This is a genomic window from Streptomyces antimicrobicus (assembly GCF_020532625.1).
Classification (GTDB): Bacteria; Actinomycetota; Actinomycetes; order Streptomycetales; family Streptomycetaceae; genus Streptomyces; species Streptomyces antimicrobicus.
In genome coordinates, this window is sequence record NZ_JAJAUY010000039.1 from 1 (window position 1) to 14,528 (window position 14,528).

The window sequence follows — 14,528 nt, forward strand, 5'->3', positions numbered from 1 at the left end:
CAGATGCACCGGGTCGGCGCGGGCCGCGGGGGGGGCCCCCGCCCCCCCCCAACCCCCCCCCCCCCCCCCCCCCCCCCCCCCCCCCCCCCCCGCGGGGGCCCCCCCCCCCCCCCCCCCCCCCCCCCCCCCCCGCGGGGGGGGGCGCCCCCCCCCCCCCCCCCCCCCCCCCCACCGGCGCATCCCTACCAGCTGTGGTCCAGGGCCGGGCCGTTCTCGCAGGGTCAGGACAGTGATGGGGGCTTTCGGGGTGGCGGGACGGCGCGGAGGAGTTCCCAGAGAGGACGGGAGCCGCTCGCCCATTGGGCGAGGAGCTTGCGGTCGACCAGGTGCAGGCGCTGGGACTTGGCGAAGTCGAGGGCCGGTGCGGAGAAGCGCCCGTTGGTGAGCATGACCAGGACGTCGCCGCCGTGTATCTGGCGGCCGGTGCCGTTGAGGACCTGGAGATCGGGGGTGCCCACGGCGGAGCCCGACCAGCCGGCCTTGCGGTGCTTGCACTGGATCACCCAGAGCCGGCCGAAGGGGTCGGTCGCCTTCACGTCCGCCCCGTTGTCGCCGCGCCCGCCGACCTGCTGCGCGTCATCGCATCCGTCGCGGCGCATCAGGTCGCGTACGGCGAACTCGAACTGCCGGTGGTGAAGGCCGTCGAGCTGCTCGACCGCGTACCGAAGCCCCTGGGCCCGGACGCGGTCCCACCGGGCGGCCTCCTGGCGCCGATGCAGCCACACAGCGCCCGCACCAGCCGCTGCCAGGAGGAGGAGAGCGACGACCCACGGATGCGCGGCCAGCCACGACAGCACCGCCAGCACCAGACTCAAGACCATCGCCGCGACCAGCACGAACATCCACAGGTCGACCGGCACCGCGCCCTTGCGCCGCCGTGGACGGCGCCCGGCGCCCGAGCGGCGTCGGGCCGGACGGCGGCTCACCGCCCGCTCCCCGAGCTGGGGAAGACGATCGGGTACGGGACCGTCGGCGTCGGTCGTACCGCCGGCTTGTCCCACCCCGGCCGCTTGATCGGGTACACCGTGGTCGCCTGGGGCTGAGGTAACCGCTCCTGCCCCTGCTGCGTGCCGGTGGCAGTCGTGTTGCCGCTGCCGAAGATGAACACTCCGGCCACGATCATCCCCAGGATCGCCGTCTCCCGGCGCGCAGCCGCGGGGAGGCGGGTGTGCCTCCTGACCACGGTGCCATCCGCCTTCACGTACTCCTCGATCACGGGCACTACGGCGTCCCCCTCACCAGTCGCGTCACGCCTCCCTGCGTAACTGGCCCATGAAAGCACCCCGCACTGACAATGCGTCACCCTGCGATCACCATTCGCGATCTCCGGCTGGCCGTGCTGCGCCCCATCGGCGGGCATGGATCAGGCGCCGGCCCTCCGCCCGCTGGCGGTCGGCGCATGGCGACTGCGAATTTGCCCCCACAGCAGTCGGTTGCGACGCAGGTCACTGAAAATGCGTCTCATGAAGCGAGACGGCCTGGGGCTGACCTGGTGCAAGTGGTGCGTCGAAGGCCCTCTGAGGGCGTTCCCGCGAGTTGGGGCACGCGGAGGGCGCGGCAAGGCCCAAGAGGTCTGGACAACGACGAAGCCCCAGGCCGCTGACCTGGGGCTTTGCTATGGAGCGGATGACGGGAATCGAACCCGCGCTATAAGCTTGGGAATCACCGTTCTTGATCAAGCCCACGGGCCTCTGACCAGCCCGGATGGCGACAAGGCGGCATGTGGTGTCTCTCCACACTGTCCGCCGTTTACCGCGCTTCACCGCCTGATCTGGCACGCATCTGGCATGCCCGGAAAGGCATCAACCCGCATCACCCCTCGGCGCCTTCGGAGATCTGCCGAGCCAGCTCGTCAACGACCTGCGGCACCATCGGGTGAGCGCCTTCCTCTTCCAGGGCTAGAGCGAGCGCCTGGCGCACGGTCGCATGCGGCTGCCCCGTGTAGCTCGCCCGGGTTCGTCTGACAGCGCGCTCCATCTTCTGAGCGAACGCTGACAGCGCGGGCCGGGCCTTCTCGTACTCGCTCGGATCCACTGCCACGCGATCATCCGATCAGCGCGGGTGGTTAGCGTCAACCGGTGGAGCACGGCGAGGAGGATCCGGTTCGGGTCGCAGACCACCGCCTTACAAGTTCGATCTACGCCCGGCCGAGGAGCCGCTGCCCACGGGCGCGTGCCAGGCGCGGATCGCCGAACGCTACCCCCGTCCGGGGCCGTTGATGTTACGCATGGATGTCACCCAAAGAGCTCGGGTACCAGGCAGTAGGGCAGCCGCCGCTGTTACCGCCCGGTCTGGCTCACATCTCATGTCCAGAAAAGGGGACACACCACGAGGCGACTCGCCAACCCGTGAACGACCCCGGACCGGCACTGCGATGGCCTCGTGGCACGGATTGTCAATTGATAAGAAGCCTATGCTTCGGCCCGCACGGAGAATACTCTAGGCCTCCCGCCGTCCTGTGGAGGGCCCGTGATTCTGCGCGAGTTTCTATACGTTGATACCGACAAGGTCCGCGCCATGCTTGCACAACTAGACGGCGGCGTCGCAGAGGAGGAGCGCGAGACCAGTCGCGAAGAAAGGAAGAATACGGTAGGGCCGAGGAGCGTCGCCCAGCATCTCCAGGTGACTGGGATGGAACGATATACACAGAAGTCAATGGGGGATGCATTGTTTCCCATGCTTGAAGACGCGCTGGAATCGGAGTCCCTAATTCGCGACATCTCTACTGACGTGTCAGATGTGTCGCAGTGGAATTCTGGGAAGATTAGAGAGATCGCACCTCCGGGGTCGCTGGTTCGGATCACTGCAAAAGGTTCTCTGTTTGATACCAGGTATGCCGCCGGCGCCTTCGCTGCTTTCGCCTCTGTTGCCGGAGGGCTGCAAGGAATGGGTGCCCTGCCTGCTCCAAGCGCCGACAGGCCGGGACCCAAGGGCAAATCGGGCCAGCAGCGACAGCAGCGCTCCCAAGCTTCAGCAAACGCCGCCCCTCAGCTAGAGGATGCGATCACGGATTTTCATGCGATGGGCGGGATCGACAGCGAAACCCTTCGGTCGATGATCCGCATGGCAAGAGGCCTATTCGCTCCGGGCCTCCACCTCAATCTTTCCCCTGTCGGCTCAGGAGAGGTGCTGATTGGGTCCCGCCTGCAGGAGGGGCGACAATACCTCGACAGTGAGGCAGACGTCCTGTTCGCGCGTTATGGGACAGAGAAGCAGGAGTGGACACTAGTTGGCAGCGTAGGAAGCTATGGCCCTAAGGACACGGACTTCCCGGATTTTGACTTCAATAACTCTGATGGAACCGTCAATCGGGCGCGTTTTGCTGATGCGCTCAATGGGTTCATGAAGAGCTTGGGCGGGATGGGATTCATTGACCTCCCTCAGCACCCTGGCTTCTCCGTGATTCCGTTCGCGGTGTACCGGGCGATCCCACGCAACTGGACCCTTGCGCGGTCTTAACTGGTGCGAGCGGCATTCGGTGCCCGGCCGGGATTGCGGCCCGAGGGCGGGGCGTCCCAGCCACGATCCGCCCCGGCTGTCATCCCGTATGCCGTCGACCCACACGGAGTGATAGCGGGGCAGGCTTCTGGGGCCCAGGTGGAGCGCCCCGCTGGACGAACGACCTGGGCCCCAGAAGCCTGGTCTGCTATGGCTTGCCTGGGTCGACGGCATGCGGGATGACAGCCCCCACCCGCACCACAAACCGAGCCGCACCCGCACGACGGCCCCCGTCCATCCCGGCGCCGGCCGCGCCCCCGCCGGAGGCATTGTCTTGGCCTGCTGGTGTCGTCGGACCTTGGCGTCACGGGGCAGCCCTACGGGGAGTCCGCGGCTGCTCTGACTGGCCTGGCGGTCATGGCGTGGCCCCGAGGGTTTCGGGTGGATGCCTGGTCTTGCTCCGCAGTCGAAGCCGGGGTGGCGAGTGGCTAGTTGCGGAGCTGGTGGCGCCGGCCTCCGAGGGTGTCCCGCCCATCAACCCTTCGCCGGACTTACGGCGTGCGGCCGGCGGTCGGGCCGGAGCGGGGCGGAGACAGGAGCGCAGGCCCGGCCGACGGGCCGCGCGCGCCGCGCGGTGCGCGGCGGGTGCCTTGATGGAGTAGGGAATCTTTCACCGCACGGGGAACAGCTGGCGCCCGTCATGGCTCCGCACATGGGGCCCGTGCCCGTCCAAGGCGTCCAGGAGTCGGATCGCGTAGACCTCGGACATCCGCTCGGAGACCTCGTCGGGCGTGAGCCACTGGACCGCCGTGGACTCGTCGGACGTTCGCTCGGCGCCCCCGGTGGGCTTGCACCGGAAGACCAGGGCCACGACTCCGATCGAGACGTTCTTGTACACCCCCGTCAGCTCCGCCACGTCCACATCGACGCCTGTCTCCTCCAAGACCTCGCGCCGCACGCCCTCCTCCGGCGTCTCCGAGATCTCCAGCACCCCGCCCGGCAACTCCCACGTTCCGTTGTCCGCCCGCCGGATCGCCAGCAGCCGGCCGTCGTCGCGGACCACGACACCCGCTACGGATACGGAGTGGCGAGGCGTTGACCGGGTCGTCGGGGCACTGTTACTCATGTACAGGAGCATAGGAGGAAGAAAAGGACCATGGGAACAGCTGTAGGAGGTGGCAAGGCCGTACCTCGGTACTTGCAGATCGCCGAGGACATCGTCCAACAGATCCGCGCCGGCGCCTTGAAGCCCGGCGACCAGGTGCCGAGTGAAGCCGAGATGATCGAGCGCTACGGCGTGTCGGGCGGCACCATCCGCAAGGCCATGACCGAGATCCGGGCGAGTGGGCTCGTGGACACCCGGCATGGCAAGGGCTCGTACGTGAAGGCCCGGCCGCCCGTGCGGCACCGGTCTTCGGATCGTTTCCGCCGGTCGCTCCGGCGTGGGGGCAAGGCGGCGTACCTCGCCGAGTCGGAGCAGTCGGGCGCGACCGCCAAGGTCAGTGTCATCTTCATCGGGCCGATGGAGGCCCCCGAGGAGATTGCCGGTCGGCTGGGTGTAGAGCCCGGTACGCAGGTCCTCGCGCGGCGGCGTCTGTACTTCCGGAACGGGACGCCGGTCGAGACGGCCACGTCGTACTTGCCGTGGGACGTCGTGAAGGACATCCCCGAGCTGTTCGCCGAGAACCCCGGTGGTGGCGGCATCTACGCCCGCTTGGAGGACCACGGCCACGTGTTCGCGGAGTTCGTGGAGACTCTGCAGGCCCGGCCGGCCGCCAAGGCTGAAGCCTCGGAGCTGGCCCTGAGTCCTGGAGCTCCGGTCGTGCACCTGCTGCGCAACGCGGTTACGGAGGAGGGCAGGGTGGTGGAGGTCTGCGACACCCTCATGGCCGCTGACCAGTTCGTCTTCGAGTACCGGATCCCGGCTGCCGACTGACGGTCGCTCAACTCTCCACAGCCCGCCGCAAGTTTTCTTCCGCGGCGGGTTGACTCATGTACAGGAGTTGGGCACTCTTCTTCATGACACTCCTATACAGGAGTGACGGAGTCCAGCCTCTGTAGAGGAGTGATCTGTCATGCGTCAGATTCCCGTCGACACCTCCGCCGCGATGCTGATGGTGGCCCAGCCGCCGCAGCCGAAGATCAAGGACCGGCGGACGGGTGAGATCGCCGTCGACCTGGAGACCGGTGCTCAGCTGGCCACCATCGACGTGGTGTTCCTGATGGCCGGTGTGGCCGAGGTCCTGTCCGTCGTCGTGCCGCAGCCGGGTGTGTCGGGCGAGCTGGTGATGGGGGCGCCGGTCGCGATCACCGGTCTCATCGCCCGGCCGTGGGAGAACGAGTTCAACGGGCAGAAGCGGCACGGGATCAGCTACCGGGCCGCCGCCTTCACCGCGCTGACGCCCGCTCCGGTCAAGGCCTGATCCCGATGACCGGGGGACAGGTCGCCGCCCTGGTCGGCTTAGCGCTGGTCGCTGGTGGGCTGGGGTGGCTCAAGTGGAAGCGGCCCGGCTGGTACTGGGTCGGGTTCGGCTGGCTGGTCACCGTGGTCCGGCTGCTGTGGACGTACCGCTCGGTGATGGAGGCCTGCGGGCTGAGCGAGCAGCCGTCACGATCCCGGGTGAAGCTGGCGGCGGCGTTGGACCGGGTTCCGGCTCGGGCCCTGCCCAAGCTCCGCCGGATCAAGGTCACGCGGTTCGGGCTGGTGCTCCGGGTCAAGACTCTGCCGGGACAGGAGCAGCTGGACTTCGACGCGGCCACGGAGCGGTTGCGGCACTCCTGGCGGACGCACGGGGTGCACATCAGGGCCGTGAAGCCGGGGTTCTTGGAAATCCGGCTGGTCGGGTACGACGTGCTGCGGCGGGTGGTGATGCCGCGCAAGGTGGCCGGGAGCGAGCTGCTCAAGGTGCCCGTGGCCCTGCGGGCTGATGGAGCCCCGTACATGCGGGACTTTCGCGCCAGCCCTCATGAGCTGGTGGTGGGGGCCACGGAGTCGGGGAAGTCGGTCTACCTGCGGGGCTTGATCAAGGAGTTGGCGAAGCAGCCGGTCGCGCTCGTCGGGATCGACTGCAAGTGGGGTGTGGAGCTGGCGCCGTTCGCCCGTCGGCTGTCCGGACTGGCCTACACCCCGGAGGATGCCGCCGCCCTCCTGGACGTGCTGGTGGAGGAGATGGTCCAGCGGTACGAATTGATCCGCGCCTCGCAGGGGTTGGGGGACGGCGTCACCGTGGAGGAGATCACCTCGGACGTGTGGGGTCTGCCCGAGGACATCCGGCCGGCGCCCATCGTGGTGATCGTGGACGAGGTGGCGGAGCTGTTCCTGACCGCCAACAAGGCGGACGAGAAGCGCCGGGACCAGATGGTCACCCAGTTGATCCGCCTCGCACAGCTCGGCCGGGCCGCCGCGATGTACCTGGAGGTCTGCGGCCAGCGCTTCGGCTCCGACCTCGGCTCTGGTGCTACCGCCCTGCGCGCACAGCTGACCGGCCGCGTCGCGCACCGCGTCAATGACGAAGCCTCCGCGAAGATGGCGCTCGGCGACATCAGCCTTCGCGCCGTGGGAGCCGCCACCCGCATCGCCGTCGAACGGCCCGGGACCGCCGTGGTCGGTCTGCTCTCCGGTGGCTGGGCCCGGATCCGGTCCGCGTTCGTCTCTATCGATGAAACCGCGGCTGTCTGCGCCGAGTACGCACACCTCGCGCCGTACATCCCGGCCCTGGCGGACTTCCGCCCGCGCCAGACCGTCCTGCCCGTACAGGCCAAGCAGACCGTCTGAGCACTCCCGTACCCCGGTGGCGCGACCGTCTCGCGCCGGGTCCCTACCCCTCCCATGCCTGAAGGAGGTGAAACACCATGCACACCGAGATCCGCCCGGACGCCGTCCTCGTCCAGGCCGTCATCGCCGGGGCCCTGTCCTTCGCTCATCTTCACGACCTGGCCGCCGCTGCCGGGCAGGACGGCTGGAAGGCCTGGGCCTACCCGATCAGCGTGGACCTGCTCCTCGTCGCCGCCTGGCGACGGCTGCGACTGCTGCGGGGGGCGGGTGAGCCGACCCGGTCCGCCTGGACCTGGTTCGCCGTCGCCCTGGCCGCCTCGCTCGGCGCGAACGTCGCGACCGCCGGCCTGCTGGACCTCGACGCCGTCCCGTCCTGGCTGCGCATCCTGGTCGCCGGATGGCCCGCGCTCGCCTTCCTCGGCGGAACGCTCCTGGTGCACAAGGCCACCGAAGGGCCCGCCGTCACCCCGGAGCACGACCAGAACGGCCACGCCCACGTCGCGCCGCTCCAGGCCTCCGAACCGGAGCAGACCGTGCCGGAGGTCCAGGCACCGGAGCCCGCTCCTGCCCTGCCCCCGTCGGCGTCTGCCGTCGTCCCTGTACCGGACGCGCTCCTCGCGTACGGCCGGAAGGTCGCCGACGAGCACCAGGCCCGCACGGGCAACCCGATCGATCCCGACACCCTGCGCGCCCGCCTCGGTGTCCCCGCGCCGATGGCCCAAGCCATCGCCGCACAGCTCGCCTGAGCCCGATTGGAGATCCGATCCATGCCCCGCTACCGCTTCCGCGACGTCCGCCGCTTCGGCCCGGTGGAGGTCGGCACCTACATCGACCGCTACGGCCGAGAGGCCCACACCGCCGCCTGTACCGCGCCCGGCTGCGACTGGTCGGCCGACTACCTCAGCCGCGCCGCCGCCGAACTCGCCGCCACCGCCCACCGCTGCAACCCCCGCTGACCACAAGGGAGAAGCCCGTCATGAACGTCCCGCTCTGGCTCGCCGTCGCCGTCGTCGGACTCCTCGGCGTCAAGCTCATCCGCCCGCCGTGGTGGCTGGTCGCCCTGCTGCTCCTGGGCGGCTTCCTCCTCGCGGACAGCATCCTCGCCCCCGCCATCGACACCGCGATCAAGTAACCGACCCGGAAGGAGAACCACCCATGATCCGGCCCAAGATCCCGGTCAACCCGCTCCCCACCAGCCTCGTCACCCCGCTCGCCCACCAGGCCGCCGACCTCGAACCCCGCACGGGCACCGTCCCGGCCTGCGACTGCCACCACACCCCGGCCCCGGCCACGCCCCGGGTCCAGCTGCCCGCCGTCCGTCTCACCCCGGCCGGCCTGGTGGCCGTTGTCGCCGGTGGCGCGGGCCTGGTCCTGGTCGTCGGCGCGGTCCTGGTCTCGATGCTCCTGGCCGTCGCCATCACGGGTGCCTCGGTCGCCGTCTGCGCCGTCGTCCTGCGCTCGCTCCTCAACGGCCAGAACCACCGCTGAACCGGCCCCGGGGCGGCCATGCCACCACGCTTCGACCGCCCCGGCGCCGTGCTCCTGCCCGAACCAACCGATCCGGAAGGAAGCACCATCATGGCCCAGCCCACCCCTGCCCTGCGGCAGATCTGCCCGAACTGCGACGGCCACGCCTCCGTCGCCGTCACCCTCGGCGGCCGCGATCGCACCGGCCACCTCCGCACGGTCACCGCCCACTGCCCGGCCTGCCACGGCACCGGCATCCGCCGTCCCCTCCCCGCCCGGACGGTGAACGCGTGACCCACCCCGCGACCCTCGCGGACCTGGACCCGGCCACCCTGGGCGACCTGCTCAGGGTGGCCGGGGCCCCCGGTTTCGACCGATGGAAGGACCAGGTCCACCGCACCGGAGGATGCTCCGACCCCATCCACATCACCGGCTGGACCCTCACCAAGGACAAGACCTCCGGCGCCACCCTGCACCGCTACTCCACCGACACCGAACCCGGCGCCCGCCTCCGCATCGCCTGCGGCAACCGCCGCGCCTCCCGCTGCCCCGCCTGCGCCTGGACCTACGCGGGCGACACCTTCCACCTCATCCGCGCCGGACTCGCCGGAGACGACCGATGCGACATCCCCGCCACCGTCCGCGAACACCCCCGCGTCTTCACCACCCTCACCGCCCCCTCCTTCGGCCCCGTCCACAACCGCCCCGACGGCCGCCCGTGCCGCTGCGGCCAGCACCACCAGGAGGACAACCCCGCGCTCGGCACCGCCCTCGACCCGACCACCTACGACTACGCGGGCACGGTCCTGTTCAACAACCACGCAGGCCAGCTCTGGTCCCGCTTCACCACCCGCCTGCGCCGCGAGATCGCCGCTCGCGCCGGCCTGACCCAACGCGCCATGGCAGAGGTCTGCCGTGTGTCCTTCGGCAAGGTCGCCGAGTTCCAGAAGCGCGGAGCCATCCACTTCCACGCCGTCATCCGCCTCGACGGACCCGAAGGCCCCCACACCCCGCCCCCGCACTGGGCCAGCACCCGACTCCTCACCGAAGCGATCCGCGCTGCCGCCCACCACGCGTACACGTCCATCACCGTCCCGGCCGCCGCCGACCAGCCCGCCCGCGTCCTGCGCTGGGGCACCCAGCTCGACATCCGCCCGATCAAGGCCTTCGGCGACGGCTCCGACATCACCGAACAGGCCGTCGCCTCCTACGTCGCCAAGTACGCCACCAAGGCAGCCGAGAACACCGGCACCCTCGACCGCCGCATCGGCAACCGCGAGGCCCTGGTCCTCCTCGACGTCCCCGACCACGCCACCCGCCTCATCGAGGCCTGCCTCGACCTCGACCCGCTCTACCCCGACCGCCGCCTCGCCGCCTGGGCCCACATGCTCGGCTTCCGCGGCCACTTCTCCACCAAGTCCCGCCAGTACTCCACCACCCTCGGAGCCCTCCGCCAGACCCGCGCCGACTACCGCGCCGCCCAGGAACGCCTCGCACGAGGCCTGGACGACATCGAGCCGGACACTGTGCTCGTCCTCACCTCCTGGCAGTACGCCGGCCACGGCCACACCCCCGGCGAGTCCCTCCTCGCCGCCTCGATCGCCCGAGACATCCAGCTCAACCGCGAAACCGCCCGCGAAGCCCTGGAGGGGGAGCAGCATGAATGAGCGATACCTGTCCGTCGACCAGGTTGCCGAGATTCTCGGCACCACCGTGCGGTTCCCGCGCCGCCTGGTGGCCGAGCGGCGCATCCCGTACGTCAAGGTCGGTACGCACGTGCGCATCGCCGAGAGCGTCGTCCGTGAATACATCGCCGCGAACACCGTGGACGCCGTACGGGCCAAGTCGCGCCGATCTCGGTACCGGAGGGCTGCCTAGTGGCCAACAACCGTGGCAAGCGGCGCCGGTTCGGGGCGATTCGGAAGCTCCCCTCCGGGCGGTACCAGGCTCGGTATCCCGGCCCCGACGGCATCATGCGGCCGGCGCCCGAGACCTTCGAGACGAGTGGGGATGCGGACGACTGGCTCGCCGAGAAGCAAACCGAGATCAACAAGGGAGACTGGCGGGACCCGGACGCCGGGGCGGTCAACTTCTCCGAGTACGCGCTTGAGTGGGTCGACGAGCGCGGCCTGGAGGAGACGACCGACGAGCTGTACCGACGGCTGCTGCGGCTGCACATCCTGCCCACCTTCGAAGACATGGACCTGGACGAGATCACGCCGCCCCGAGTACGTACCTGGCGGGCCGCGCGGCTCAAGGCCACCGGTGGGTCGACGGTCGCCAAGTCCTACCGGCTGCTCAAGGCCATCATGCAGACGGCGGAGGACGACGAGTTGATCAGGCGGAACCCGTGCCGGATCAAGGGCGCCGGCAAGGAGTCGCCGGCCGAGCGGCCCACCGCCACCGTCGACCAGGTCGACGCCGTCGCCAAGGCCATGGGGCCGCGCTGGCGGCTGATGGTCTACATCGCCGCGTACGGTCCTGCCCGGCCCGAGGAACAAGCCGGCCTGCGCCGGTCGGACGTGGACCTCGCGAACTGCGGCGTCTGGGTGCGGCGCGCCGAGCCGGAGCTGAACACCGGGCGCCGGGCACCGGGCGAGACGAAGTCCGAGGCAGGTAAGCGGTTCATCGTCCTGCCCCGCTTCATGGCCGGTGATCTGAAGGCGCACATGTACCTGTACGCCGAGCAACAGCCGGACGGCTTGCTCTTCGTGGGGGAGCGCGGTGCGCCGTTCCGGCGTACGACCTTCGGGCGCAACTGGAAGAAGGCGCGGAAGGCTGCCGGGCTGCCCGACACGTTCACCTTCTACGACCTTCGTCACACGGGGCACACGCTGTCGACCCAGTCGGGGGCGACCCTCAAGGACACGATGGTGCGGGCCGGCCAGTCCTCGGAGAAGGCGGCCATGATCTACCAGCACTCGAACCTGGAGCGCCAGAAGGAGGTCGCGGACGGTATCCACGCGCGGGTACAGGCGCTTCGTGCCAAGTCATCTGGCACGGATCTGGCACGGGAGAGGTAGAGAGGTCTAGGCAACGCAAAAGCCCCGGGTCGTTGACCTGGGGCTTTGTCGTGGAGCGGATGACGGGAATCGAACCCGCGCTATAAGCTTGGGAAGCTCATGTTCTACCATTAAACTACATCCGCGCAGCGGGCCGGTGTGCTGGACTCCGCATCGTTGCTCACTGTACCTCATCGCTGGCCCCCGGTGAATCCGCCGCGGGGCCCTCGTGTTGTTCGAGGGGTACCAGGGGCTGTGCGGGCCGGAGTTGGGGCGTAGCGTGGGGGTGCGGAGCGGCGGCTTGGGTGGGTCCCGATCATCCCCTAATGTGGCGATTCGTCGCAGTACGCAGTACCGCTCGTGGGGAAAGGGACTCGATGGAGCACACCGTCGTCCGTTGTGCCGAAGGGCATGTTTTCAGCACCGCTTCGTTCCCGATGCAGCAGCTCGGTCCCGGCCGGATCGGTCCCGGGCGGCTCATCCGGTGCCCCCGGTGCGCCCGGCTCCGGCACGCCGTGCCCGTGACCGCGCTCAAGCGGTAGCAGGACGTCACACGTCAAGGGCGCGTCGGGTCTCGATTGGGGGAGCCCGGCGCGCTCTGCGTATCCTCGGGACGTGCTTCTCTCAGACAAGGACATCCGGGCCGAGATCGACAGCGGGCGGGTGCGCATCGACCCGTTCGACGAGTCGATGGTGCAGCCCTCCAGCATCGACGTGCGGCTCGACCGGTACTTCCGGGTGTTCGAGAATCACCGCTACGCCCACATCGATCCGGCCATCGAGCAGCCCGACCTGACCAGGATGGTCGAGCCGGAGGGGGACGAGGCGTTCATCCTCCACCCCGGTGAGTTCGTACTGGCGTCGACCTACGAGGTCATCTCGCTGCCGGACGACATCGCCTCCAGACTGGAGGGGAAGTCCTCTCTCGGGCGGCTCGGTCTGGTGACGCACTCGACCGCCGGGTTCATCGACCCCGGGTTCTCCGGGCACGTGACCCTGGAGCTGTCGAACCTGGCGACCCTGCCGATCAAGCTCTGGCCCGGGATGAAGATCGGGCAGCTGTGCATGTTCCGGCTCAGCTCGCCCGCGGAGTTCCCGTACGGCAGCGAGCGGTACGGGTCCCGCTACCAGGGCCAGCGGGGGCCGACCGCCTCGCGGTCCTTCCAGAACTTCCACCGCACCCAGGTGAGGCGACCCGCATGACCAGCAGCAGTGACGTGGTACGAGAGACCCTGACGTACGAGAGCTTCGGCCGTGCCGTCCGGGAGCTCGCGCAGACGATCGCCGACGACGGCTACGAGCCCGACATCATCCTGAGCATCGCGCGCGGCGGTGTGTTCGTGGCGGGCGGGCTGGCCTACGCGCTCGACTGCAAGAACATCCACCTCGTGAACGTCGAGTTCTACACCGGGGTCGGGACGACCCTGGAGATGCCGGTCATGCTGGCGCCCGTGCCGGACGCGATCGACTTCTCCGACAAGAAGGTGCTGATCGCCGACGACGTCGCCGACACCGGCAAGACCCTCAAGCTGGTCCACGACTTCTGCCTGGGCACCGTCGCCGAGGTCCGCTCCGCCGTCGTCTACGAGAAGTCGCACTCGCTGGTGAAGTGCGAGTACGTGTGGAAGAAGACCGACGACTGGATCGAGTTCCCGTGGTCGGTCGAGCGGCCCGTCGTCCAGCGCGCCGGCCAGGTCCTCGACGCCTGATCGACCGGCGGCCCGCCCGCCGGCGGCCCGCCCCCTCCGCCCCGCCCCGGGGCACAGCGACGAAAGGGGCCCGCGCGACAGTCGCGCGGGCCCCTTCGCGTACCTCCGGTGGGCGTGCCCCGGTGCTACAGCGTGCCCAGCTTGATGATCGACAGCAGGGCGATCAGCTGGATGGCCGACGCGCCCAGGGCCTTCGGCCAGGGCAGGTCGTGGGACTTGCTGATCAGGGAGGTGAAGAGGGCGCCGGCGGCCACCCACGTGGCCCAGCCGAGCCCCTGCACCAGCATGTTGTCGCCGCCCAGGAACATGGCGAACACCAGGCGAGGCGCGTCCGTGAGGGACATGACCAGCATTGACAGGCCGATCGTCGGCTGCCAGGAGCCGTCACCGCCCAGCTGGCGGGCCAGCGTGTGGGTGACGCCGCCCAGCAGCAGGCCGCAGACGACGAACGCCACACCGGCGCTCAGGACGATCGGGACGGCCTTGTTGAGCGTCGCGTTGATCACGTCCTTGCGGGCGTCGTCCAGGCCGAAGACGGCCAGCAACCCGTACAGGAACGTCACGATCAGCGCGGGGCCCCACACCGGGTAGTCGCGCATCTGCAGGAACGTCGGCCCCGGGCGCAGCACGACGCCCTTGAGCAGGTCCTTCCAGGGCAGCCGCGGGCCCGCGGGAGCGCCGGCGGCGCCGCCCGCCTGGTACGTCGAGCCCTGGCCGTACGGGTCCTCGCCGAGGGCGAAGGCCTGGGTGTGGCCGGGGTTGTTCGCGTACGTCGCCCCGCCCGCGCCGCCGCCCCCCGGGTAGCCGTGGCCGGGCTGCCCGTGGCCGGGCTGCCCGTGCTGCGGGTACGGGGGCTGCTGGTGCGGGTACGAGGGCTGCTCGTAGCCGTACGCCGGGCCGCCGTCGTGCGGGTCGAAGTACTCGGGCTCGCCGTGGCCCCCGGCGGTCTGCTGGGGCCACTGCTGCTGTCCCGGCGGGCCCGCCGGGGGGTAGGGCTGCCGGCCGTACGGCGCCTGCGGCGGTTGCTGCTGACCGTACGGCTGCTGCCGCGGGGGGTGTTGCGGACCGCGGTGGTCGTCCCGTCCGCGTCCGATCCTGAATCCAGCCACGTGATCGAACGTACCTGGTCCTGCGGGC

19 protein-coding genes and 1 tRNA gene are annotated in these 14,528 nt (G+C 69.7%); 14 read left to right on the forward strand and 6 right to left on the reverse strand.

Features of this window, described 5'->3' with window-relative positions; genetic code table 11:
- Positions 1-221: 221 nt before the first annotated feature.
- The 3 genes from LG632_RS12790 to LG632_RS12800 form a co-directional block, all read right to left on the reverse strand.
- Complete coding sequence (locus LG632_RS12790) at positions 222-926, reverse strand: restriction endonuclease (protein WP_226727136.1); 705 nt, start codon at positions 924-926, stop codon at positions 222-224.
- Positions 923-1,222 carry a hypothetical protein gene (locus tag LG632_RS12795; RefSeq protein ID WP_226727137.1) on the reverse strand — a complete coding sequence of 100 codons (300 nt, stop codon included), beginning with the start codon at positions 1,220-1,222 and terminating at the stop codon, positions 923-925. Before LG632_RS12795 ends, LG632_RS12790 begins: the two co-directional genes overlap by 4 nt.
- Before the next feature lie 590 nt (positions 1,223-1,812).
- Positions 1,813-2,040, reverse strand: coding sequence for a hypothetical protein (locus LG632_RS12800; RefSeq protein WP_226727138.1), 228 nt, complete (start codon positions 2,038-2,040; stop codon positions 1,813-1,815).
- A 429-nt stretch (positions 2,041-2,469) separates the two neighbouring features.
- Here LG632_RS12800 and LG632_RS12805 point away from each other — a divergent pair, with 429 nt between their 5' ends.
- Positions 2,470-3,459 carry a DUF6414 family protein gene (locus tag LG632_RS12805; protein WP_226727139.1) on the forward strand — a complete coding sequence of 330 codons (990 nt, stop codon included), beginning with the start codon at positions 2,470-2,472 and terminating at the stop codon, positions 3,457-3,459.
- Between the two features lie 649 nt (positions 3,460-4,108).
- On the opposite strand, the gene LG632_RS12810 is transcribed toward LG632_RS12805, so the two are convergent.
- Complete coding sequence (locus LG632_RS12810) at positions 4,109-4,576, reverse strand: NUDIX hydrolase (protein WP_374203464.1); 468 nt, start codon at positions 4,574-4,576, stop codon at positions 4,109-4,111.
- A gap of 18 nt (positions 4,577-4,594) precedes the next feature.
- Here LG632_RS12810 and LG632_RS12815 point away from each other — a divergent pair, with 18 nt between their 5' ends.
- The 11 genes from LG632_RS12815 to LG632_RS12865 all read left to right on the forward strand — a co-directional run bounded on the left by LG632_RS12815 (position 4,595) and on the right by LG632_RS12865 (position 11,703).
- Positions 4,595-5,374 (forward strand): GntR family transcriptional regulator, encoded by a 780-nt coding sequence (locus LG632_RS12815; protein WP_226727141.1) that lies wholly within the window; start codon positions 4,595-4,597, stop codon positions 5,372-5,374.
- A gap of 139 nt (positions 5,375-5,513) precedes the next feature.
- Positions 5,514-5,861: an SCO3933 family regulatory protein gene (locus LG632_RS12820; RefSeq protein WP_226727142.1), complete on the forward strand. Its 348-nt coding sequence runs from the start codon at positions 5,514-5,516 to the stop codon at positions 5,859-5,861.
- 5 nt (positions 5,862-5,866) lie between these two features.
- Positions 5,867-7,213 carry an FtsK/SpoIIIE domain-containing protein gene (locus tag LG632_RS12825; RefSeq protein WP_226727143.1) on the forward strand — a complete coding sequence of 449 codons (1,347 nt, stop codon included), beginning with the start codon at positions 5,867-5,869 and terminating at the stop codon, positions 7,211-7,213.
- Positions 7,214-7,290: 77 nt separating this feature from the next.
- Positions 7,291-7,959, forward strand: a complete 669-nt coding sequence (locus tag LG632_RS12830; RefSeq protein ID WP_226727144.1) for a DUF2637 domain-containing protein — start codon at positions 7,291-7,293, stop codon at positions 7,957-7,959.
- A 21-nt stretch (positions 7,960-7,980) separates the two neighbouring features.
- A complete protein-coding gene (locus LG632_RS12835) occupies positions 7,981-8,169 on the forward strand; it encodes a mobile element transfer protein (RefSeq protein ID WP_226727145.1) in 189 nt (62 codons plus the stop codon).
- A 20-nt stretch (positions 8,170-8,189) separates the two neighbouring features.
- The gene (locus LG632_RS12840) at positions 8,190-8,345 is read left to right on the forward strand and encodes a hypothetical protein (RefSeq protein ID WP_226727146.1); all 156 of its coding nucleotides are present in this window, start codon (positions 8,190-8,192) and stop codon (positions 8,343-8,345) included.
- A gap of 23 nt (positions 8,346-8,368) precedes the next feature.
- Positions 8,369-8,701, forward strand: coding sequence for a SpdD-like protein (locus LG632_RS12845; RefSeq protein WP_226727147.1), 333 nt, complete (start codon positions 8,369-8,371; stop codon positions 8,699-8,701).
- 90 nt (positions 8,702-8,791) lie between these two features.
- A complete protein-coding gene (locus LG632_RS12850; RefSeq protein WP_226727148.1) occupies positions 8,792-8,974 on the forward strand; it encodes a hypothetical protein in 183 nt (60 codons plus the stop codon).
- Positions 8,971-10,347: a replication initiator protein RepSA gene (repSA, locus tag LG632_RS12855; protein WP_226727149.1), complete on the forward strand. Its 1,377-nt coding sequence runs from the start codon at positions 8,971-8,973 to the stop codon at positions 10,345-10,347. Before LG632_RS12850 ends, repSA begins: the two co-directional genes overlap by 4 nt.
- Positions 10,340-10,558, forward strand: a complete 219-nt coding sequence (locus LG632_RS12860; protein WP_226727150.1) for an excisionase family DNA-binding protein — start codon at positions 10,340-10,342, stop codon at positions 10,556-10,558. Before repSA ends, LG632_RS12860 begins: the two co-directional genes overlap by 8 nt.
- Positions 10,558-11,703 carry a tyrosine-type recombinase/integrase gene (locus LG632_RS12865; protein WP_226727151.1) on the forward strand — a complete coding sequence of 382 codons (1,146 nt, stop codon included), beginning with the start codon at positions 10,558-10,560 and terminating at the stop codon, positions 11,701-11,703. The genes LG632_RS12860 and LG632_RS12865 overlap by 1 nt, the downstream gene beginning before the upstream one ends.
- Positions 11,704-11,754: 51 nt before the next feature.
- Here LG632_RS12865 and LG632_RS12870 read toward each other — a convergent pair.
- Positions 11,755-11,828 (reverse strand) — tRNA-Gly (locus LG632_RS12870).
- Between the two features lie 469 nt (positions 11,829-12,297).
- Between LG632_RS12870 and dcd the strand changes: the two genes are divergently transcribed.
- Together dcd and LG632_RS12880 are read left to right on the forward strand one after the other, a co-directional pair.
- Positions 12,298-12,885: a dCTP deaminase gene (gene dcd, locus LG632_RS12875; protein WP_226727152.1), complete on the forward strand. Its 588-nt coding sequence runs from the start codon at positions 12,298-12,300 to the stop codon at positions 12,883-12,885.
- Entirely contained in the window at positions 12,882-13,391 is a 510-nt protein-coding gene (locus LG632_RS12880; protein WP_226727153.1) for a phosphoribosyltransferase, read from the forward strand. Before dcd ends, LG632_RS12880 begins: the two co-directional genes overlap by 4 nt.
- Positions 13,392-13,516: 125 nt before the next feature.
- On the opposite strand, the gene LG632_RS12885 is transcribed toward LG632_RS12880, so the two are convergent.
- The gene (locus tag LG632_RS12885) at positions 13,517-14,500 is read right to left on the reverse strand and encodes a Yip1 family protein (protein ID WP_226727154.1); all 984 of its coding nucleotides are present in this window, start codon (positions 14,498-14,500) and stop codon (positions 13,517-13,519) included.
- Positions 14,501-14,528: the final 28 nt, after the last annotated feature.